General features: G+C 65.8%; 16 protein-coding genes and 1 pseudogene. 12 read left to right on the forward strand and 5 right to left on the reverse strand.

Going from position 1 to position 19,703, the window contains the following annotated elements:
- Window positions 1-90: 90 nt before the first annotated feature.
- The 4 genes from EOHIBHHM_RS13190 to EOHIBHHM_RS13205 all read left to right on the forward strand — a co-directional run bounded on the left by EOHIBHHM_RS13190 (window position 91) and on the right by EOHIBHHM_RS13205 (window position 3,608).
- Window positions 91-972: a COX15/CtaA family protein gene (locus tag EOHIBHHM_RS13190; protein ID WP_497251300.1), complete on the forward strand. Its 882-nt coding sequence runs from the start codon at window positions 91-93 to the stop codon at window positions 970-972.
- A gap of 137 nt (window positions 973-1,109) precedes the next feature.
- Window positions 1,110-2,015 carry a basic amino acid ABC transporter substrate-binding protein gene (locus EOHIBHHM_RS13195; protein ID WP_497251302.1) on the forward strand — a complete coding sequence of 302 codons (906 nt, stop codon included), beginning with the start codon at window positions 1,110-1,112 and terminating at the stop codon, window positions 2,013-2,015.
- A gap of 43 nt (window positions 2,016-2,058) precedes the next feature.
- Window positions 2,059-2,883 (forward strand): amino acid ABC transporter permease, encoded by an 825-nt coding sequence (locus EOHIBHHM_RS13200; RefSeq protein ID WP_497251304.1) that lies wholly within the window; start codon window positions 2,059-2,061, stop codon window positions 2,881-2,883.
- Window positions 2,880-3,608, forward strand: coding sequence for an amino acid ABC transporter ATP-binding protein (locus EOHIBHHM_RS13205; RefSeq protein WP_497251306.1), 729 nt, complete (start codon window positions 2,880-2,882; stop codon window positions 3,606-3,608). The genes EOHIBHHM_RS13200 and EOHIBHHM_RS13205 overlap by 4 nt, the downstream gene beginning before the upstream one ends.
- 174 nt (window positions 3,609-3,782) lie before the next feature.
- On the opposite strand, the gene EOHIBHHM_RS13210 is transcribed toward EOHIBHHM_RS13205, so the two are convergent.
- The 3 genes from EOHIBHHM_RS13210 to EOHIBHHM_RS13220 form a co-directional block, all read right to left on the reverse strand.
- On the reverse strand, window positions 3,783-4,850 hold the full coding sequence (locus EOHIBHHM_RS13210) for a zinc-dependent alcohol dehydrogenase family protein (RefSeq protein WP_497251308.1): 1,068 nt from the start codon (window positions 4,848-4,850) through the stop codon (window positions 3,783-3,785).
- Between the two features lie 59 nt (window positions 4,851-4,909).
- On the reverse strand, window positions 4,910-5,866 hold the full coding sequence (locus EOHIBHHM_RS13215; protein ID WP_497256999.1) for a TIGR03557 family F420-dependent LLM class oxidoreductase: 957 nt from the start codon (window positions 5,864-5,866) through the stop codon (window positions 4,910-4,912).
- 278 nt (window positions 5,867-6,144) lie between these two features.
- A complete protein-coding gene (locus tag EOHIBHHM_RS13220; RefSeq protein ID WP_497251310.1) occupies window positions 6,145-7,629 on the reverse strand; it encodes a replication factor C large subunit in 1,485 nt (494 codons plus the stop codon).
- Between the two features lie 150 nt (window positions 7,630-7,779).
- On the opposite strand from EOHIBHHM_RS13220, the gene EOHIBHHM_RS13225 reads away from it, so the two are divergent.
- A complete protein-coding gene (locus tag EOHIBHHM_RS13225; protein WP_497251312.1) occupies window positions 7,780-8,247 on the forward strand; it encodes a pyridoxamine 5'-phosphate oxidase family protein in 468 nt (155 codons plus the stop codon).
- Here the strand turns inward: EOHIBHHM_RS13225 and gpmI are convergent, their stop codons facing one another.
- Window positions 8,248-9,804 carry a 2,3-bisphosphoglycerate-independent phosphoglycerate mutase gene (gpmI, locus tag EOHIBHHM_RS13230; protein ID WP_497251314.1) on the reverse strand — a complete coding sequence of 519 codons (1,557 nt, stop codon included), beginning with the start codon at window positions 9,802-9,804 and terminating at the stop codon, window positions 8,248-8,250. It abuts the gene before it with no gap.
- Window positions 9,805-9,920: 116 nt separating this feature from the next.
- Between gpmI and EOHIBHHM_RS13235 the strand changes: the two are divergent.
- The 5 genes and pseudogenes from EOHIBHHM_RS13235 (at window position 9,921) to EOHIBHHM_RS13255 (ending at window position 16,562) form a co-directional block, all read left to right on the forward strand.
- Window positions 9,921-11,052, forward strand: a pseudogene (locus EOHIBHHM_RS13235) (IS630 family transposase).
- An 80-nt stretch (window positions 11,053-11,132) separates the two neighbouring features.
- Window positions 11,133-13,682 carry a hypothetical protein gene (locus EOHIBHHM_RS13240; RefSeq protein WP_497251316.1) on the forward strand — a complete coding sequence of 850 codons (2,550 nt, stop codon included), beginning with the start codon at window positions 11,133-11,135 and terminating at the stop codon, window positions 13,680-13,682.
- 75 nt (window positions 13,683-13,757) lie between these two features.
- Entirely contained in the window at window positions 13,758-14,405 is a 648-nt protein-coding gene (locus EOHIBHHM_RS13245) for a DUF1405 domain-containing protein (protein WP_497251318.1), read from the forward strand.
- Window positions 14,406-14,487: 82 nt separating this feature from the next.
- On the forward strand, window positions 14,488-15,840 hold the full coding sequence (locus EOHIBHHM_RS13250) for a DUF7096 domain-containing protein (protein ID WP_497251320.1): 1,353 nt from the start codon (window positions 14,488-14,490) through the stop codon (window positions 15,838-15,840).
- Window positions 15,841-15,905: 65 nt separating this feature from the next.
- A complete protein-coding gene (locus tag EOHIBHHM_RS13255) occupies window positions 15,906-16,562 on the forward strand; it encodes an ArsR/SmtB family transcription factor (RefSeq protein WP_497251322.1) in 657 nt (218 codons plus the stop codon).
- A 340-nt stretch (window positions 16,563-16,902) separates the two neighbouring features.
- Here the strand turns inward: EOHIBHHM_RS13255 and EOHIBHHM_RS13260 are convergent, their stop codons facing one another.
- Window positions 16,903-17,421: a DUF8526 domain-containing protein gene (locus EOHIBHHM_RS13260; RefSeq protein ID WP_497251324.1), complete on the reverse strand. Its 519-nt coding sequence runs from the start codon at window positions 17,419-17,421 to the stop codon at window positions 16,903-16,905.
- An 81-nt stretch (window positions 17,422-17,502) separates the two neighbouring features.
- On the opposite strand from EOHIBHHM_RS13260, the gene gatD reads away from it, so the two are divergent.
- Both gatD and EOHIBHHM_RS13270 read left to right on the forward strand, forming a co-directional pair.
- Window positions 17,503-18,747 carry a Glu-tRNA(Gln) amidotransferase subunit GatD gene (gene gatD, locus EOHIBHHM_RS13265; RefSeq protein WP_497251326.1) on the forward strand — a complete coding sequence of 415 codons (1,245 nt, stop codon included), beginning with the start codon at window positions 17,503-17,505 and terminating at the stop codon, window positions 18,745-18,747.
- On the forward strand, window positions 18,738-19,691 hold the full coding sequence (locus tag EOHIBHHM_RS13270; protein WP_497251328.1) for a GNAT family N-acetyltransferase: 954 nt from the start codon (window positions 18,738-18,740) through the stop codon (window positions 19,689-19,691). Before gatD ends, EOHIBHHM_RS13270 begins: the two co-directional genes overlap by 10 nt.
- Window positions 19,692-19,703: the final 12 nt, after the last annotated feature.

The raw sequence follows: 19,703 nt of genomic DNA on the forward strand, positions 1-19,703 counted from the left end.
CGACGGCGATTCGAGAGTCGAACCCGGATTCGCCGGCGTCAGCCCCGTTCGGACAAACATAAGTGCGCTGACTCCCGAGGCTCAGCTAGCATGGACTCCACACGCTACCGACCGGACTGGCTGACGTTCCGGCGGTTCGCTGCGTTCACCACGGCGCTCACCGCGACGCTCATCGCCCTCGGCGTCTACACCGCGGCGACCGGGTCGGGGCTCGCCTGTTCGGCCCAGTGGCCGCTCTGTGACAACGGACTCCTCCCGCAGACCATCCCGAGTTTCATCGAGTGGTTCCACCGTCTCGTCGCGATGGTGACCGGCTTCTTCATCCTCGGCACCGTCGGCTGGGCGTGGCGTGCCGACACCGCCCGGCGGACGAAGCTCGCCGCGACGCTCTCGGTCGTGCTCCTCCCGCTGCAGGTGAGCATCGGCGCCGTCACCGTCACGCTCAACGGCTGGCTCCCGAACGGTTACTCGCCGCCGACGCAGTCGGCGCACCTGCTGGTCGCGCTGACCATCTTCGGCTCGCTCGTCGCGACGACGCTGTTCGCGTACGAGGGATACCTCCGGCGGTCGGCGCTGGTCCGGACCCGGCACGCACTGCTGGCGGCGCTCGCGCTCCTCCCCGTGAGCGCGCTCGTCAGCCGCGCACCCGGCCTGCTCTCGTACACGCCGGCGATGCAGGCGACGTTCGTCCTCGTCTCGCTACCCGTGTTCGCCGCGCTCGTCGCCGCGGTGTACTGGGCCGGCCTCGCCGGACTGACGCGGGAGCAACTCGCGACACTCCCGATAGGGGGGCTCGTGTTCGTTCACCTGCTCTTGGGTCGAGACCTGCTCATCTACGTCGGGTCGGTCCGCCTGCTGAACGTCGCCGTCCTCGTGGCCGCGTTCCTCGGCCTCGCCGCCGTCGTCTGGGCCGCCTACCGACGCGAGGAGGGGCCGTCGACGACGACGCAGGGCGTCCCGAGCAGCGACTGACGAACAGTTAATTTTAGGACATTTTTCCGGATCGAAAACGACGGCCTCTCGTGGCTCGAGAGAACTCCATCTCGATTGACAGCCGTTTACGCAATCGAAGAAGTGTTATATGTGGTGCGGTCTACCAAACGAGTGTCATGGACAGACGTAGCTATCTGAAGTCGACGTCGGCCGCGATGGCCGCACTGGCACTCGCAGGCTGTACGAGCGGCGGCGACGGCGGCAGCGAGGGCGGTGACGGTGGAAGTAACGGGACGACTGGTTCCGACGGCGCGACCGGCAACGGTACCGGGAGCGGCGGCGACGGTGGGTCGTCGCTGCCCGACAAGGTCGTCATCGGGTCGGACATCCCGTACCGGCCGTTCGAGTACGAGACGGCCGCCGGCGAGCTGAAGGGGTTCGACGTCGAGATCGCGCGGGCGGTGTTCGACGAGCAACTCGGCATCGAATCGGAGTTCAAGAAGACCTCCTTCGACACCATCATCGCGTCGCTCAACCAGGGGAATTTCCGCGTCATCATGAGCGCGATGACGATCAACGACAAGCGCGCCCAGCAGGTCGACTTCTCAGAGCCCTACTTCACGGCCTACCAGACTATCGTCGTCCGACAGGACAGCGACATCAACTCGAAAGAGGCGCTCAAGGGGACGACTGTCGGCGTCCAAAAGGGGACGACCGGACTCAACGCGGCAGAGGGACTCAAAGAGGAGTTCGGCGGCGACCTCGAACTGAAGGCGTACGACCAGATCACGGGCGCGTTCGACGCACTCTCGAACGGACAGGTCCAGGCGGTCATCAACGACAACACGGTCAACGCCGAGTTCGTCAACAACCAAGACGGGTTCCGGTTCGTCGAAGGCGAGGGCGCGGCCGCAGAGGAGGGTGAGAACGCACCGCCCTACCTCACGCTCACCGTCGAGAACTACGGCATCGCCTTCCGGAAGGACGACGACGAGTTCCGCGAGCAGGTCAACGAGGCGCTCGCCGCCGTCCGCGAGAGCGGAACGTACGACGAGATCTACAGCAACTACTTCAGCGGGTAGACTCGTCGATCTTTTCACACACATACCCTGACATAGATTACCAATGGCACAATCATACTCTGGCGAATCGACGTCCGAGCGCGTCGACGAGTCGTTCCTCAACGACCGAACGCTGAAGTGGCTCGGTGTCGCCTTCTCCAGTCTCTTTACACTGGGTGTTCTCGGACTCGTGGGGTACATCATCGCCACGAAGGTGAACTTCGAGCTGTTGCAGACCATCTTCCCGCGGTTCATCGACGCCTACATCCTCGTGTTGCAGATCGTCGTCACGTCGAGCGTCCTCTCGGTCACCGCCGGGATATTCGTCGGGTTCGGGCGCGTCTCGGAAACGTTCCCGACGAACGCTGTCGCGAGCGGATACGTCCAGTTCTTCCGCGGAACACCGTTGCTCTTCCAGCTGTTCGTCGTCTACTTCGGGATTCCGGCGCTGTGGCCCGGGACGTTCCCGATCCAGAACTGGGGGTTCCCGACCGCCATCATCGCGTTGACGTTGAACCACGCTGCATACGTTGGTGAGGCGGTTCGCGGCGGCATCGGTGCGGTAGCGGACGGACAGATGGAAGCGGCCCGTTCGCTCGGGATGTCGTACACGCAAGGGATGCGCGAAGTCGTCCTACCGCAGGCGTGGCGCAACGCGCTCGCCGCTATCGGCAACGACCAAGTCATCCTCGTGAAGGACACCTCTCTACTGACGGTCATCGCGATCGAGGAGATCATGAGCGTCTTCCGGAGCGTCAACAGTGCGACGTTCGACCCGTGGACGCCGATCATCCTGACGGCAGTGGCGTATCTCGCGGTCACACTGCCGCTCGGACATCTCGTCAACCGCCTCGAAGCACGCGCCGACTGGGGTGGTGTCGACCGATGAGCCTCCTCGAGTTCGACGGCGTCAACAAGTACTACGGCGAGACGCACGTCCTGAAGGACATCGACCTGAACGTCGAAGAGCAGGAGGTCTGCGTCGTCATCGGGCCCTCGGGATCCGGCAAGTCGACGCTGCTCCGCTGTGCGAACCGCCTCGAGGAGATCCAGAGCGGCGAGATACGCCTCGACGGGCAGTCGCTGTCGGCCCCGAACGCCGACATCAACTACCTGCGCCAGCAGGTCGGGATGGTGTTCCAGAGCTTCAACCTCTTTCCGCACAAGACGGCGCTGGAGAACATCACGCTCGCGCCGCGGAAGGTCCGCGGAGTCCCCAAAGACGAGGGGAACCAACGCGCCCGCGACCTATTGGCCGACGTCGGCCTCGAAGCGCAGGCCGACTCCTACCCGAACCAGCTCTCGGGCGGCCAACAGCAGCGCGTCGCTATCGCCCGCGCGCTGGCGATGGACCCGAAGGTGATGCTGTTCGACGAAGTGACGAGCGCGCTCGACCCCGAACTGGTCGGCGAGGTGCTCGGCGTCATGCGCGACCTCGCGGAGGGCGGGATGACGATGATGGTCGTCACCCACGAGATGGACTTCGCCCGCGAGGTGGGCGACCGCATCATCCTCATGGCCGACGGCCACGTCGTCGAGGACTCGCCGCCGAAGAAGTTCTTCAGCGACCCCGACAGCGAGCGCGCGAAGACGTTCCTGTCGAAGATGCTTTGACATCCTCCCCACGCTAAAGCACGGGGCTTTCTCTTTGCACTTCCGTAAGTGACGTAGGCGGAAGCTTTCACCTCGACTCATCGCTCCACTCACGAGAATCTCTCGTACGTGGTTCGTTGCACGTAGGCGACGAAGCCACGTGCCACGGAGAGTGGACATTCTCCGAGCGACAGTTCAGTTCTCGAAGTCCGTCACCACCTCGACACCCTCCGTCTCGTAGTTCGTCATCGCCGCCAGTCGCTCCGAGACGTCCGAGAGCGCCACCTCTTTGCTCACCAGTTTCCCCGGGTCGACGTCGCCGGTCTGCATGAGTCCGAACAGTTCGCCGTAGCGCGTCGGCGGCATCCCACGGGAGCCGTGGAACGACAGTTCCATGTGTGCCATCCGGTCGGTCGGCAGCGACACCTCGCCCTTCTCCTCGTCGGTCGTCAGGCCCAACTGGACGTGTTCACCGCGTCGTCGCAGACAGAGCACCGAGTTGCGGCAGGTCTCGGCGACGCCGAGCGCGTCCACCGAGACGTGTGCGCCGCCGTCGGTGACGACCTTGATCTCCTTCGGGACGCGGTCGACCTCGCTGGCGTCGACGACGGCGTCCGCACCCAACTCCGTCGCCCGCGACAGTTTCGACTCGTCGACGTCGACGGCGACGACGCGCGCGCCGAGGGCGTTGCCGATGTGGACGGCCGAGAGACCGACGCCGCCACAGCCGTGGACCGCCAGCCAGTCGCCGCCGCCGAGGTCGGCGCGGTGTGCCAGCGCGTGGAAGGCCGTCATGAACCGACAGCCGAGGGCGGCGACGTCGCGAGCGCCGACGCCGTCGGGCAGCGGCATCGCGTTGTAGTCGGCCCACGGCAGGTGGACCTCCTCGGCGAACGCCCCCGGGGCCGCCGACTGGAAGCCGAGCGCCCGTCCGTTCGGACAGACGTTGCCGTGGCCGTTGCGGCAGTGCGGACAGGTGCCGTCGCCGAGGTTGAACGGGAGGGCGATTCGGTCGCCTTCGGCGACTTCTCGGACGTCCTCGCCGACGGCGACGACCCGACCCGCGGGTTCGTGACCCAGAATCTGTCCCAGCGGAGCCTGGTCGTTCGCCCACTCGCCGTGGCCCATCCAGGCGTGCCAGTCGCTGCGGCAGATACCGCAGGCTTCCACGTCGACGACGACGCCGTGCGGTTCCGGTTCCGGCCGGTCGACCTCCTCGAGTGCGAGCGGTTCGCCGTACTCCCGTAAGACTGCGGCGCGCATGGCCCGCTGTTCGAGAGCGAGTGTCAAAAAATCGCGCGTGCGACGGGAGACAGCCGGAGTCAGAACGACGGCAGCACTTCTTCCTCGTAGAAATCGAAGAACCGTTCCTGGTCCGGACCGATCTGGTGGAAGTAGATGTGGTCGTAGCCGGCGTCCCGACACTGCTCGACGAGGTCGATGTGGGTCTGAGGATCCTGGTCGGTGACGGTGTTTCCTTCGCGGACGTCCTCCTCGGAGACCATCTCCGTCGCCTGCTCGAAGTGGACCGGCGTCGGCAGCAGCTGGTTCAACTCGCCGGAGAGCGCCGACTGCCGCCAGTACTCGTGGGCCGTCGAGACGGCCTCGTCCTCCGTCTCTGCACAGCAGACGGTGATCTGGGTGAGCTTCGGCCCGTCGCCGCCGTTGGAATCGTAGGCCTCGGCGACGTCGTCTTGCGGGCCAACCGACCAGAGACCGTCGCCGAGGTCGCCGGCGGCCCGCGCGGTCTGCTCCCCGAACGCCGAGACGACGACGGGCGGGGGGCTCTCGGGCAGCGTGAACAGGCGGGCGTTCTCCACAGTGTAGTGCTCGCCGTGGTGGCTCACCTGCTCGCCGGTCCACAGCGACCGCATCACGTCGATCGCCTCCGCGAGCATCTCCAGTCGGACGTCGTGCTCGGGCCAGTGTTCGCCGACGACGTGCTCGTTCAACTGCTCGCCCGTCCCGACGCCGAAGAAGAACTCCCGGTCGTCCAGCATCGCCGCCGTCGTCGCCGCGGCCTGCGCGACGTTGACGGGGTGGATGCGCATGATCGGGCAGTTGACGCCGACGCCGACGTCGACGCTGTCGGTCGCCTGTGCGACGCCGCCGAGCGTGTTCCAGACGAACGGCGACTCGCCCTGCGACTCGAGCCACGGGTGGAAGTGATCCGAGACGGAGACGAAGTCGTACCCTCGCTCTTCGGCCTCGACGGCGTTGTCGACCAGCTCGGTCGGACCGAACTCCTCGCTCGACAGCGTGTAGCCGAACTCCGTCACGCGAGACCCCTCCGTCGGATCGTCGTCGATGGTGGCATGGCGTTCGCTCCGTTCTCCCGTCGACTCCATAAATCCGAGCCAGAACGCTCATCACCGTCGAGCTGCGGCCCTGTGACCACCGAACCGATCGAACGCGGACGCGTATAATTACCTGGTAAATACAGCCCTCTCCACCCCTCTCGAATTCGGCGAGCGTGGGATCGTCGATCCAGCCGGCGGTGTTTCCGTTGGACGTGCCGCACCGATTCGAGAGAAAGCAGCGTCGTCTCGAGACGGAGTCAGAAGAAGTCGTCCAGCCCGGACTGTCCGTCGTCCTCGTCGGCGTCGTCGGCGACATCGTCGTCGGCGTCGGCGGTCTCTCCCCCGTTGGCGGCTACGGCAGCGTCTTCCACCGTCGACGCCGGCGACTCCCCGTCGTCGTCCGCCTCGTCCGACCGGACCGCACCCTCGAACGCGCTCCCCGAGTGTTCCTCCATCTGCTCCTCTCGGAGCGTCTGGGCGTCCTCGACGATGGACTCCACCTTGTTGGTCGTCTCGCCGCTCCCGGTGACGAACGAGACGTGCGACTCCTCGAGGTCGTAGGCGGCGGCCATCGCGACCGTCAGCTCTCGGGGCTTGCAGTGGTGGGTCATCGCCGCCAGGAAGGGGATCACGTCGCGGCGAGCGGTGTCCATACTGACGCCGCTCCGTTCGGCGATCTTCCGCGCGACGTAGTCGGCCGTCTTGTCCGAACTCGGCCAGAACTGTGGACGGCCGAAGCGCGTCCACCCACCCTTCGTGCCGTCGCGCGAGGCGGCGACGCCGGCCGCGAGGTTGTCGCCCGCGTAGCGCCAGTAGCTGTAGTTCTGCGACGCGCGGACGCGGCCCAGCCACCGATCGGCGTTCGCGAGGAACTCGTAGGCTCGGGCCAGCTCCTCGCCCTCGTACACCTTCGTCACGTTGCCCTCGATCCACTTCGTCAGGTCGTCCGGCGTCTCGTCGACGGCGTACGACGACTGCAGCGCCTCCTGCGGCGACTGCTCTTTGAGGACGGCGTCGAGAAACGCGAAGATACCCATACTCTTGTCGCGCGACCCGGTGACGACGTCTTCGACTGTCACCCTCTCGTTCCCCTCGGCGGCGGCCTGCAGGTCGTTGACCGCGCCGCGGAGGTCGCCGCCGTTCGCCTCGGCGATCCGCTGGAGGGCGTCCGAGTCGTACTCGAGCTCCTCGCGTCGGCAGATGTCCCGGAGGACGGGAACGATCGAGCGTGCGGAGACGTCGCGGAACTCGATGTCTTCACAGGCGTTTCGAAGCCCGCGGCTCATCTCGTAGAACTCGTTGGCGATGAGCACGATGGGCTGTTCAGACTCTTTCACGAGTCTCGTGATAGCCGAGGCTCCGCCGCGGTCGTAGTTACCGTGGATGTTGTCGGCCTCGTCGAGAATGACGAGTTGGCGGTTCCGCCGGCGGTCGGCCGACTCGTCGCCGGTCTTCGCCGACGAGCCAGCGAGCGTGGCGTTCATCGCGGCGCGACCGGCGAAGCGTTCGATGACGTCGCCCGTCCGCTTGTCGGAGGCGTTCAACTCGACCGTTTCCCACCCCATGTCGTTCGCCAACGCGTGGGCAGCAGAGGTCTTGCCGATACCGGGGCTGCCGTGGAGGATGACGGCTTTCCGGTGGTCGTCCCACGACTGACCCCACTCGGCGAACTCGTCGCGGGCCTTGTCGTTGCCCCGAACCTCCGACAACGTCGTCGGCCGGTACTTCTCCGTCCAATCCATTACCGTGTGCTTGGCCAGTAGCGCGTTTAGTGGTTGCGGAGCGACGGGACGTCCGGTTCGATAAACCACCATAACGTGTGTGACTGCGCCGACCTCGACACGTGTGGTCTGCGCTACACCTTTTTGCATACAGGGGACGTACCACCGTCTATGGAAGACGTTCGGTCAGTCGAGATGAACGACGAAGAGCGCGACGAGTTCCTCGGAAGCGGCGGGACGGGCGTCGCTTCGTTTCCCCGCGAGGAGGGCGAGTCACCGTACACGGTGCCCGTCTCGTACGGCTACGATAGCGAGAAGGGAGACTTCTACTTCCGGCTCTCGTTCGGCCCGGAGACCGAGAAGGAGGGCGTCGTCGGCGATCGAAAACCGATGTCGTTCGTCACCTACGACGAGACGGACACCGGGTGGCGGAGCGTCGTCGCCAGCGGGCAACTTCAAGAGGTCACCGAGGCGGCCATCGACTCGACGGTCGTCACTGCAATGCGTCGAGTCCACATCCCGCTCGTCGACGTGTTCGACCGCAACCCGCGGGAGATCGAGTTCCGGTTCTTCCGCTTGACTCCCGACGAACTGCACGGCAAGAAAGAGGCGCGAACCGAAGCAGACGGCGGGCAGTAGTCAGTCGAGCAGCGACTCGCCCGTCATCGCCGCGGGCTTCTCGAGGTCCATTAGTTCCAGTAGCGTCGGCGCGAGATCACACAGCGATCCGCCCGAGCGGAGGCTCCGTCCATCGGCGTCGCCCTCGGGCGTCAGATAGATCAGCGGCACCGGGTTGTAGGTGTGTGCCGTGTGGGGCTGTTCGGGCGTCCCCATGTCGTCGGCGTTCCCGTGATCGGCCGTGATGAGGACGTGTCCGCCAGCAGCCTGAATCGCCTCGGCGAGTCGCCCGAGTTGTTCGTCGACCGCCTCGACGGCGGCGACTGCGGCGTCGAAGTCGCCAGTGTGACCCACCATATCCGGGTTCGCGTAGTTGAGTACGAGGAGGTCCGGGTCGTCGCTCTCGACGACGTCGATGGCGGTGTCGGTCAGTTCGACCACACTCATCGCCGGCGTCTCGTCGTACGTCGGGACGTCGGGCGACTGGACGATGCGTCTGATCTCGCCGTCGAACTCGACCTCTCGGCCGCCGTTGAGGAAGTAGGTGACGTGGGCGTACTTCTCGGACTCGGCGAGTCGGAGTTGTGTCAGCCCGTTCTCCGCGACGACTTCGCCCAGCGTGTCCTCGGGCTGGGTCGGTGGGAAGGCGACGGAGAAGTCGAACGTCTTGTCGTACTGAGTCATCGTCACCAGTCGGATCTCCGGCGGCGTGAGGTCGAACTCCCACTCGGGGCGCGTGTTCGTCAGCAGTCGACAGAGCTGACGAGCGCGGTCCGATCGGAAGTTGAAGAAGACGACTGCGTCGCCGTCCTCGAGCGCCGGACCATCCTCGACGAGGGTCGGTTCGACGAACTCGTCGGTGTCGCCGCGTTCGTAGGACTCGCGGACCGCTTCGACTGCCGAGGCTGCCTCGTAGTCGGCCTCGCGCTCGACGATGGCGTCGTAGGCACGTTTCGTCCGCTCCCAGTTCTGGTCGCGGTCCATCGCGTAGTAGCGTCCCGAGACCGTGGCGACATCGCCCGTCCCGTAGTCGGCGACGACGTCTTCCAGTTCCGCGAGGTAGTTCTCGCCGCCGTGGGGGTCGGTGTCCCGACCGTCGGTGAACGCGTGGGTGACGGCGTCGACGCCGCGGCTTGCGGCGTGTTCGATGAGCGCGTAGAGATGCTCTTGGTCGGAGTGGACGCCGCCGTCGGAGACGAGTCCCATGAAGTGGACGCGGCCGTCGTTGCCGTCGGCGTAGTCGAACGCCGAGTTGATCGCCTCGTTCTCGAAGAACGCGCCGTCCGAGGCGTCTCCCTCGTCGGCACCCATGGTGCCGCGAGAGCGCTCGATGGCGTCGTTGACCCGAGTGTACGCCTGCATGACGACGCGGCCGGCGCCGATGTTGATGTGACCGACCTCGCTGTTGCCCATCTGTCCGTTCGGGAGGCCGACACGACGTCCCGAGACGTCCAACTGGTCGTACGCACCCGATTCGACCAAACGGTCGAAGTTGGGTGTGTCGGCGGCTTTCACTGCGTCTCGGCGGTCGTGGTCTCCGAGTCCCCAGCCGTCGAGGATGACGAGGGCTGCTCTCATATCCGGACAAACCCGGGCCGTGTGTAACTACCCTTCGCTTCGGGCAGTTGCTCGCCTTAGTGTAGCTTCAAGTTTGTACTCGCTAGTTCATGCTTTCTGAGCGCCTCTCTACCGGAATGAGCAGAAAGAAGCACGTTGTCGAACTCTCTGACGGAGAACGCAGAACGCTCAAGTGGTTCATTTCGACTGGTGAACGCAACGCCGAAGATATCACCCGAGCGCGCATCCTCCTGAAAGCTGACGAGGGGCTCACAGATGTCCAGATCTGTGAGCACCTCGGCTGTTCAATCGGCACTCCCTACAACGCACGTAAAAACTACTGTGAACGAGGGCTCGCGGCGATTCATCGCCGCAAGCCCGACCGCGAGTACGACCTCAAGATGGACGGGAAAGCTGAAGCACACCTCATCAAACTCGCCTGTAGTGAGCCGCCGGAAGGGCTCTCTCGCTGGACACTTCACTTGCTCGCCGACGAACTCGTTACTCTTGACGAGATCGACTTTGAGTCGATCTCTCACGAAACCGTTCGACAGCGCCTAAAAAAACACCCTCAAACCGCATCTCTCCGACTACTGGGCGATTCCACCTGAACAGGACGCTGACTTCGTCTATTACATGGAGGACGTACTCGACCTCTATCACGAACCGTACAACGAGAACCGACCGGTCATCTGCTTCGACGAGTCCAGCAAAGCACTCCGTGGCCATGAGAGCGATCCGCTCCCGGCCCGACCGGGAGCGGTCGCACGTGTTGATCACCGCTACGAACGCAACGGGAAACAGCGGATTCACCTCGCCACAGAACCGTTGACCGGCTGGGTCACCGTCGCGATTACCGAGCGGAGACGCACCGTTGAATGGATCGACCGGATGGTCGAACTCGCAGACGACCACTACCCGGATGCGGACTGCATCCGGGTTGTGGTCGATCAGCTCAACACGCACAACCCTGCCGGCTTCTATCAGTTCTTCCCGCCAGACCAAGCCCAAGCGTACCTTGATCGGTTCGAGTTCCACTACGTCCCCAAGAAAGGCAGTTGGTTGAACATGGCCGAGATCGAGTTAAACGTCCTCAAACGCCAGTGCCTCAACCGTCGCATCTATCACGCAGCGACCCTCCGGTCGGAGGTCGCTGCGTGGCAGCAGCATCGCAACGCAGCTGACCGACTCATCGACTGGCAATTCACGACCGACGACGCCCGGATCAAGCTACGCCGACTCTACCCAGTCGAGTTGGAAGAGAACTAGCGAGACCACGGTTGAAGCTACACTTAGTCAGAGTGTAATTATCACCCCCCAGTACGCAACCTCGACCCGACACAGCACGGATGGCATCTACAGATCTCTTCGACGACATCTCTCGGCGACAGCTATTGGCAGCGCTCGGCACGGCAGGCGCCGTCGGTGGTGGTGTCGTCGCCACGCAGTCGCCGCTCGACGGGGGACCGGAACCGATCGAGACCACGGTCGCAGACGACGAGACGGCCCGACGACTCGCCGAACGACACGCACCGACGCTCTACTTCGGGACGCGCGAGAAGTGGTTCCCGACGGACCCCCGGGAGTTCACGAGCGACCACGACGGAACACGGGTTCTCGACGGGTTCGACGCGCTCGACGCCTACACCGAACGGTACAAACAGAGCGGCGAACCACCGGCACCGGCGGCGTGTTACCGCGTCGTCGAGTACCCCGACACGTCGCTCGCGGTCGTCCAGTACTGGTTCTACTCCGTGTTCGACCAGTTCACGACGAACTTCCACTGGCACGACTGGGAGGTACTGCACGTCTTCGTCGACACCGACCGCGACGAACCGATGCTCTACGTCGCCAGCGCACACGCACCGACGGTCCCGAACAACGAGTTTCTCGACCCCGAGACGACCCGTCCGAGCGTCATCTCGGAAGTCGGCTCGCACTCCAGTGCGCTCGGGGTCAACGAGCGACGCGAGAGCTTTCAGCGCGTCGGACTCGACGGTCTGGTCGCCGACATCACCAACGGACCGCTGAACCTGGCCGACCTCGGCGAGCTCCCAGTCGCCTACGGGCTCCCGCGCGACGAGGGGTTCCGACTCCCGTTCGTCGTCCCGGAACTCGACGGCAAGCCCGTGACTGAACACGAGCGACTCCCCAACGTCACCCTCGACGACCTGCTCCCCGACGACGTGACGGTGCGGTCGTTCGCAGACCTGACGCGGCCACCCTCCGACCTACCGCTTCGCGAGACCGGACACGTCTTCGTTCCTGCGGGAATCGAACTTACGGACGGACCTACCGCCGACGCCGACCACGAGTACGATCTCGTTCCCATCGACGCGGTTCGAGCGATCGAGTCGCTCACCGGGCCGCAGTTGAGCTTCGAGTTCGCCGTCCCGACGGTCGTCGAGGACGCCGTCTCCAGTCACCTCACCGCGCCCGACCTCCCGTGGGAGCAACCGCGTTTCACCGACCCCTCGCTCGACGTCACCGACCCGAGTCACCGCGACGCGTTGCGGAACCGCTACGGGATCGACCACCCCGACACGGGCGACCGACTCGTCGGCGCGGTTCGGCAGGCCGTTCCCGCCGAAGACGCACCGGACGGCGCGGGGATCACGACCGAGCAGTCACAGACCGAAGCCGTCTGTCTGCTGGAGAGCGACCCGGTCGCCGTACCCACGTGGAACGGCGTCGTCGCGTTTCGGAACGTCCCCGAAGGGACCCACCGATTGACGGTCAACGGCGCGGGACTCGCCCCCTACGCGGAGGAACTGACCGTCGAAGGAGACGGCGAACTGAACTCGCTCGGCGTCGACGGCGCGGTGACGGTCGTCGCCAACGAGGACGCTGTCCGGGTACACGCCGATGCCGACGGCGAACTCACGAACGTCCGAGTCACCGACGACGTCGGTGGGCGCGTGTACGACGGGACGCCGCCGGGCGAGGACAGTTTCGCCGTCAACGTTCACCGCGGCGGGTCGTACACTGCCGAGGTGACCGACTCGGACGGCCAGAAGGGTGCCTACCGTGTCAACCCGAAAGACGGCGACACGTCGGTCGGTCTGGGCACCGTTCGAACCGGGAAGGCGTCGCTCGCCGGGTTCCTCGTCGACCTCCTCGAGGAGACGCGAGCGTCCGTTCGAGCAGACGTCTCCGGCGAGACGACGCCCGGGAACGCCGAGCAGAACCGACCCGACAGCAGTACGGACGCCAACGCGTCGGCGAGTGCGGCCAACGGGACCAATACGACGACCGGGACGAGCGTGACAGACACGACGAACGCGACGAACGCGACGAATACGACGGACGCGACGAGCGTCGCGAATACGATGGACGCGACGAACACGGCGAACACGACGACTGCAACAGGGACGACGGACACCACCACCACCACGGAGACGACCAACGTGTCGAGTGCGACGAACACGACGAACGCGACCGGCGACGACACGTCTGTCCCGGTCGACGGAAACGCCACCACGAACACGACGCCCGGTGAGACGACAGAGGCCGTCGAGACGACAGAGACCGTCGAGACAGCGACTGACCAGAGTCGGAACGACACCGACGCCGGCGGTACCGACGTGGCCAACGGAACCGGAGCGGAGACGAACGAGACAGTCTCGGAGTCCACAGCGCAGGTCGGCGGGGCAGTCGGATCGCTCCTCGAGGCACTCGACCGGGCCGTCGCGACGGCCGAGGCGGCTCGTGACGCGGCCGAGGGTGGCGACGCAGCATCCGCAAACGAGTCGCTTCGAACCCTTCAGACCCGTCTCGACGCGGTCGAGGATGCCCTGAACGGGGGCGACCGCATTACCGGGCGAACCCGTGGACTCGTCGAGCGACGGTTACAGGTCGCACGCGAACGCACGAACCGCGCTTTGGAAACGCCTGTCTGAACGGGGGCCGAGTCGCCGAAGACGGGAGGCCGCCCTCGACAGGTTTTACCTCGTCTCGGTCGACTGCGGGAACGAATGGATCTGTCGCGTCTCCTCTCGGACCGCGTCGTCGAGGAGTATCTCGGGTCGGCACCGACGCTCGTCTGGCTGCTCGTCGTCAACGCGACCGCCTTCCTCGTCGGTATCCGGTTCTACGTCGAGACGATGCCGTCGGTGCCGACGTTTCTCTGGCCGCTGTACGGGGACTCGCCGACGGCGCTCGCGTTCGCGACGCTGTCGCTCGCGACACTGCTTCCAGCGTTGGGTGGACGGGTCCTCGACTCGCCGATTAATCGGCCGCTAGCCTACCTCCACACGCTCTCGTTCGTCTGGCTGGTGAAGTACGGTCTCTGGACGTTCGTCGCGTTGAACCTCCACCCCGAACTCTACTTCGGGTTCGACCAGCGGGCGCTCTACGATTACTGGTTCATTATCGGGACACACCTCCTCTTCGTCGTCGAGGCGGTCGCCATCGCCCGAGTCGGCCGGACGACCCGCGGGGCGCTCGGCTTCGCACTGATCGCGCTCCTCGTCAACGACGTCTTCGACTACTGGTTCGGATACCATCCGCCGCTGCGGTACACGCCCGGGGTCGTCCTCCCGGCAGTCACCGTGGGTCTCACGCTTCTGGCAGTCGGGTGCGCCGGATCGGTGTTTGTCCCACTCGCGCGTAAAACTGAATAAACAGTTTATGCAGTGCGTTCTGCGGGGATGAACCGAACGAACGAAGCTCCCGATTTATATGCTCAAATGAAGAGGTCCGGATATGCGAGTTGTAGCGGCCGTCTGCGTCCTCCTCGTCTGCAGCGTGTTCGCGCCGGCGGCGGTGCTGGCCGAGCCGGTCGAGCACTCCGGACAGTTGGCGGCGCCGACGTCGGGGCCTGCTGACCAGGAGCGCGACGTCGACGCCACCACCAGCGCGGTTCAGTCGGCCAACGAGTCGAACGACTCCGAGTCGTCGATGGGGTTGCAGGTGTCGTCGTTCGTCCAGTCGACCAGCGCCGAGACGTCCGGCGTCGTAGAGAACGAGATGTGGGAGGCGAACGTCAACCGGACCGGCGAGTCGGCGTCGGTCACTCGGCGGGTCGACAGTCTCGACCGGCGCGTGTCGACCCTCCGCGAGCGACGGCAGGAACTCGTCGAGGCCCACGAGAACGGGAGCGTATCGACGTTGCAGTACCAGTCGCGGCTCGCACATCTGAACGGGCAACTCGACGCGCTGTCGACCGCGGCGGGCTCGACGGAACGCGCCGCGACCCGACTCGACGCCGACGCGCCCGGCCTCTCGAAGGTCAAGACGGAGATCGAACGGTCCAGGGAGACGATGCCGGAGACGAGTCGACCCACTGCGAATCCCGGTCAGGGAAACGACCCCAAGACCGATCAGCAGAACCCTGGACAGGGAAACGGACCGCAGACTGACGACCAAAGCCCCGGTCAGGGAAACGGACCGCAGACTGACGACCAGAACCCTGGACAGGGAAACGGACCGCAGACTGACGACCAAAGCCCCGGTCAGGGAAACGGACCACAGACTGACGACCAGAACCCTGGACAGGGAAACGGACCACAGACTGACGACCAGAACCCTGGACAGGGAAACGGACCACAGACTGACGACCAGAACCCTGGACAGGGAAACGGACCACAGACTGACGACCAGAGTCCTGATCAGGGAAACGACCCTAAGACCGATCAGCAGAACCCTGGACAGGGAAACGGACCGCAGACTGACGACCAGAACCCCGGTAACGGAAGCGGACCGGAGGGGAGCGAAGGAGAGCCAGAAGAGGGCAAGGAAGGCGGTCAGAGCTCTAGCGACACCGAGGACAGGGGTGAGAGCACCGACAGCCCGGCCACTACCGGCGGCGGTCCCGGGAACTCCGACGGAGCGGCGGACGAGACGAACGGAAGTGATCGCGACGACGGTACGAGTGGTTCCGACGCCGCTGGCAACGACAGCGACAACGCCACCAGCGGCGACGGTGACGGCGACGCCGGGAACGGTGGCGTAGACGGCGAAAGCGACGACGACGCGAACGGCAACAACAGCGACGACGCGAACGGCGGTGGGTCAAACGATTCGAACGGTCCGCCGAGTGCGTTGGCGCATCTCTGACCCACGTCTGCATCACGCCGTCGGTGAGTCAGCCTTTTGAGTTCCCGTAGCTTATCTGAGTCCATATGGACTCCGCGGTACTGCTCGATCTCCTCGGAAACGAGAATCGCCGGCGCATCCTCCGGCTGCTCTCGCACAAGCCCTGTTACGTGACGGAGATCAGCGAGTATCTCGGTGTGAGCCCGAAAGCCGTCATCGACCACCTCCGGAAGCTCGAGGAGGCCGGTCTCGTCGAGTCGCGAACCGACGACCAGCGGCGCAAGTACTTTCACATCTCCCGAAACCTGCGACTGGAGGTAAACGTCTCGCCGTACGGGTTCGGTGCCAAGAGCGCGTATCCGGCGAGTCCGAGCCTCGACATGACGGGACGTTGCCCCCACGTCACGCTCGACGTGACCGTCGGTGACGACTCCGACTCCGTCGCCGAACTCGCGAGCGAACTTGGTCAACTCGAGGAGCTGGAGAACGAACTGTCGCTGGCTCAGCGGTGGGTCCACGGACGGATGACGCAGGTGCTCGACCGTCTGAACGAGACGATCGGTGCCGACGCGGACAGTCGGTTCTACGCCGAACTGCTCGCGGCCATCGCGACCGGGACGGATACGACGTCGAGTATCAGTCGCGAGGTCGAAGCCGCAGAGGAGGTCGTCGAAGAGGCGCTCTCTCGGCTGGCCGACAACGGACTCGTCACGCGTCACAGCGACAGGTGGTCGATCAGTTGAACGCGCCGGCGACCACGCGGGACCGAACTGGCGGCGAACGCGCCCGACGTCGAGCACGCGAACGGTCGTCGTGCGGGCGATCAGCCGTCAATAGGGCCGCCGAGCGACTACACACGGTGCGACAACACGACACACTAACTCATTAGGTATCGTCGTTAAGTTCATCACCGACCAACTGTCTGATGCAGTCCAGTAACACTCTCGCAGAGTGCTGGACTGTGGCATTCCGGTTCGTGGACACCCCCAACGGGTGTCTACGACTTCTGGTGTCAGTTCGACGGCGAGCGACGGCTGTCTCGCGGCGCCGCGACTGGGGTCGATCCTCTCTGTGCTGCGATCGCTAGACGACGTCTCGGGTCAGACCGTCGCGGAGGTCCCGCCCGAAGTAGTGACCGAGGAGGACGACGAGCACTCCCGCGACGGCACCGCCGCCGGCGAGTGCGACCCCGTATCGTGCGAGCAGGTCGGCGGCGACCGGGAGGAACGCAGAACCGAGTGTACTCAGGACGATGCCGAGTCCGGAGGCGACGCCGCCGGCCGCGCCGACCTCGAGATACCGTCGGTGCGTGGCGAGGAGGCCGACGAGAAAGCCCGCGCCGAACAGACCGACGAACCGGCCGACGATCCCGACCAGCGGGATGGCGCTCCCGAGCGCCATCCCGACGACGGCGAGCAGGAGCGTCCCGAGGAACACCTTGATCGAGAACAGGCGGCCGACGCGGCGTCTCGCGCCGGCGAGTCGACCACCGCCGGACCGTGACTCGTCGGCGTCGACATCGGTGTCGGCGTCGCCGCGGGACGTGGCGAGCGAGTCGTCGAGCGTCGACTCCGAGCGCTCGACGTCGGTGCTGCGCTGCATAGGGGAGGGTGACGTTCGCCGAGCGTATGGCTCTTCCCCCGAACGAATGGATTGAAGTCCGGTCCCGCGGAACCTGCGAGTATGAACCCAGGGGATCGCGTCCGCGTCGAGCGTGCGGGCGTCACGAACGAAGGCGTACTGATGCCCTCGACGACGGCCGACTACCTCGTCGTCAAGCGCGACGGCGGCTACAACGTCGGTATCGAGCGCGACGGTGCCGACGTCGAGCTACTCGAGAGCGACGTGCACGACGTCGGCGAAGAGGGCGAGGGCGAAGACAGTTCCGTCGTCGAGTTCGACGACGACCTTCCCACCATCTCACTCATCTCGACCGGTGGTACCATCGCCTCCACCGTCGACTACCGGACCGGTGCCGTCACCGCCCGGTTCGACGCCGAGGACGTCCTCCGGGCCGTCCCGGACCTCGCCGGCCGCGCCAACTACCGCGGCCGCGTCGTCGCCAACATCCTCTCGGAGAACATGACGCCCGCCATCTGGCAGGACCTCGCGGAGGCCGTCCACGAGGAGATCGAGGAGGGCGCAGACGGCGTCGTCGTCATGCACGGCACCGACACGATGCAGTACTCGGCGGCCGCGCTGTCGTTCATGCTCGACACGCCCGTCCCCGTCGTCTTCACGGGCAGTCAGCGCTCGGCGGACCGTCCCTCCTCGGACAACGTGATGAACGCCGTCTGCGCGGTCGAAGCCGCCAAGAGCGACGCCGCGGAGGTGCTGGTCTGCATGCACGCTTCGGAGTCCGACGACGTCTGTGCGCTCCACGAGGGGACGCGCGTCCGCAAGAACCACACCTCCCGGCGCGACGCCTTCGAGACGGTCGGCGCGAAACCGCTCGGCGAGGTCGACTACGACACCGAAGAGGTCACCTTCCGCCGTGACCACGCCGAACGCGGTGCCGGACCGCTCGATCTCGCTGCCGGCCTCGCCGACGACGTCGAACTCGTCAAGTTCACGCCGGGGATGGACCCCGCGGCGTGGGACTACCTCGACGGGAAGTCCGGCGTCGTCGTCGAGGGGACCGGCCTCGGCCACGTCCACACCGACCTCATCCCGCGCATCGAGGAACTCGTCGACGACGGCGCGATCGTCGCCATGACCAGCCAGTGTCTCGAAGGTCGCGTCTGCGACCGCGTCTACGACACGGGTCGCGACCTGCTGGACGCCGGCGTCGTCGAGGCCGGTGACACGCTCCCCGAGACGGCGAAGGTGAAACTGATGTGGGCCATCGCGAACACCGACGACGCGGCGGGCGTGATGCAGCGTTCGCTGGCGGGCGAGTTGACCGAGCAGTCCCGTCCGTGGACGTGACGGCGTTCGAGGTCAGGCAGGCCCGCCCCGCCGACGAGGCGGCGGTCGTCGCCTTCACCGAGGACACCTGGAGCGACCGCGAGGGGAGCGACTACATCCCGCGGATCTTCCAGCAGTGGATCGCGGGCGACGGCGACGACCAGCGGACGTTCGTCGTCGAAGCAGGAGGCGACGAGCGCGGCGAACGCGCCGTCGCCGCCATCGTGCAGGCGGTCGTCCTCTCGGAACACGAGGCGTGGGCCCAGGGGATGCGCGTCGATCCCGACTACCGCGGCGAGGGTCTCTCCACGAGAATCAACGACGCGGCGCTCCGCTGGGCGCGCAAGCAGGGTGCCACCGTCGCGCGCAACATGGTGTTCTCGTGGAACGTCGCCGGTCTCGGCGGGTCGCGAGCGGCCGGGTTCGACCCCTGCACGGAGTTCCGCTGGGCGATGCCGACGCCCGACCCGGACGCCACTCCCACACTCGACGTCGGCGACGAGGCCGACGCCGCGTGGGCGTTCTGGAGCGCCAGCGACGCCCGCGACGACCTGCGAGGACTCGCACTCGACGGCGAGGAGTCGTGGGCCGTCTCCGAGTTGACGCGCGAGAACCTCCGCGACGCTGCCGACGAGGACCGACTGTTCGTCGTCGGCGACGACGGCACGCGCGGGTTCTCCTACCGCAACCGCGTCTACGACCGCCCGAACGACGAGGGCGACGAGGTGACGTGGGCCGAGTACGCCGTCGGCGCGTGGGCCGACCTCGACGCCTGTCGGTCGCTCTTCTCGGCGCTCGCTCGCGACGCCGCGAGCGTCGGCGCCGACCGGACGCGCGTCCTGATCCCCGAGTCGGTACGGTGGGTCAGCGACGTCGCCGCCTCACGAGTCACCGTCTCGGACGAACCGGACTTCGTGATGGCCGCGGACCTGACGAGAGATCGGTTCGACGCCGCCGACGACTGACGACCGGACGGT

The sequence above is a fragment of the Halogranum roseipondis genome, assembly GCF_059695585.1.

Coding starts and splice junctions, on each gene's coding strand:
- EOHIBHHM_RS13250 (WP_497251320.1), top strand. CDS start 14,488: ATGCGAGTTGTAGCGGCCGTCTGCGTCCTCCTCGTCTGCAGCGTGTTC.
- EOHIBHHM_RS13260 (WP_497251324.1), bottom strand. CDS start 17,421: ATGCAGCGCAGCACCGACGTCGAGCGCTCGGAGTCGACGCTCGACGAC.
- EOHIBHHM_RS13205 (WP_497251306.1), top strand. CDS start 2,880: ATGAGCCTCCTCGAGTTCGACGGCGTCAACAAGTACTACGGCGAGACG.
- EOHIBHHM_RS13240 (WP_497251316.1), top strand. CDS start 11,133: ATGGCATCTACAGATCTCTTCGACGACATCTCTCGGCGACAGCTATTG.
- gatD (WP_497251326.1), top strand. CDS start 17,503: ATGAACCCAGGGGATCGCGTCCGCGTCGAGCGTGCGGGCGTCACGAAC.
- EOHIBHHM_RS13200 (WP_497251304.1), top strand. CDS start 2,059: ATGGCACAATCATACTCTGGCGAATCGACGTCCGAGCGCGTCGACGAG.
- EOHIBHHM_RS13190 (WP_497251300.1), top strand. CDS start 91: ATGGACTCCACACGCTACCGACCGGACTGGCTGACGTTCCGGCGGTTC.
- gpmI (WP_497251314.1), bottom strand. CDS start 9,804: ATGAGAGCAGCCCTCGTCATCCTCGACGGCTGGGGACTCGGAGACCAC.
- EOHIBHHM_RS13245 (WP_497251318.1), top strand. CDS start 13,758: ATGGATCTGTCGCGTCTCCTCTCGGACCGCGTCGTCGAGGAGTATCTC.
- EOHIBHHM_RS13195 (WP_497251302.1), top strand. CDS start 1,110: ATGGACAGACGTAGCTATCTGAAGTCGACGTCGGCCGCGATGGCCGCA.
- EOHIBHHM_RS13225 (WP_497251312.1), top strand. CDS start 7,780: ATGGAAGACGTTCGGTCAGTCGAGATGAACGACGAAGAGCGCGACGAG.
- EOHIBHHM_RS13220 (WP_497251310.1), bottom strand. CDS start 7,629: ATGGATTGGACGGAGAAGTACCGGCCGACGACGTTGTCGGAGGTTCGG.
- EOHIBHHM_RS13210 (WP_497251308.1), bottom strand. CDS start 4,850: ATGCGCGCCGCAGTCTTACGGGAGTACGGCGAACCGCTCGCACTCGAG.
- EOHIBHHM_RS13255 (WP_497251322.1), top strand. CDS start 15,906: ATGGACTCCGCGGTACTGCTCGATCTCCTCGGAAACGAGAATCGCCGG.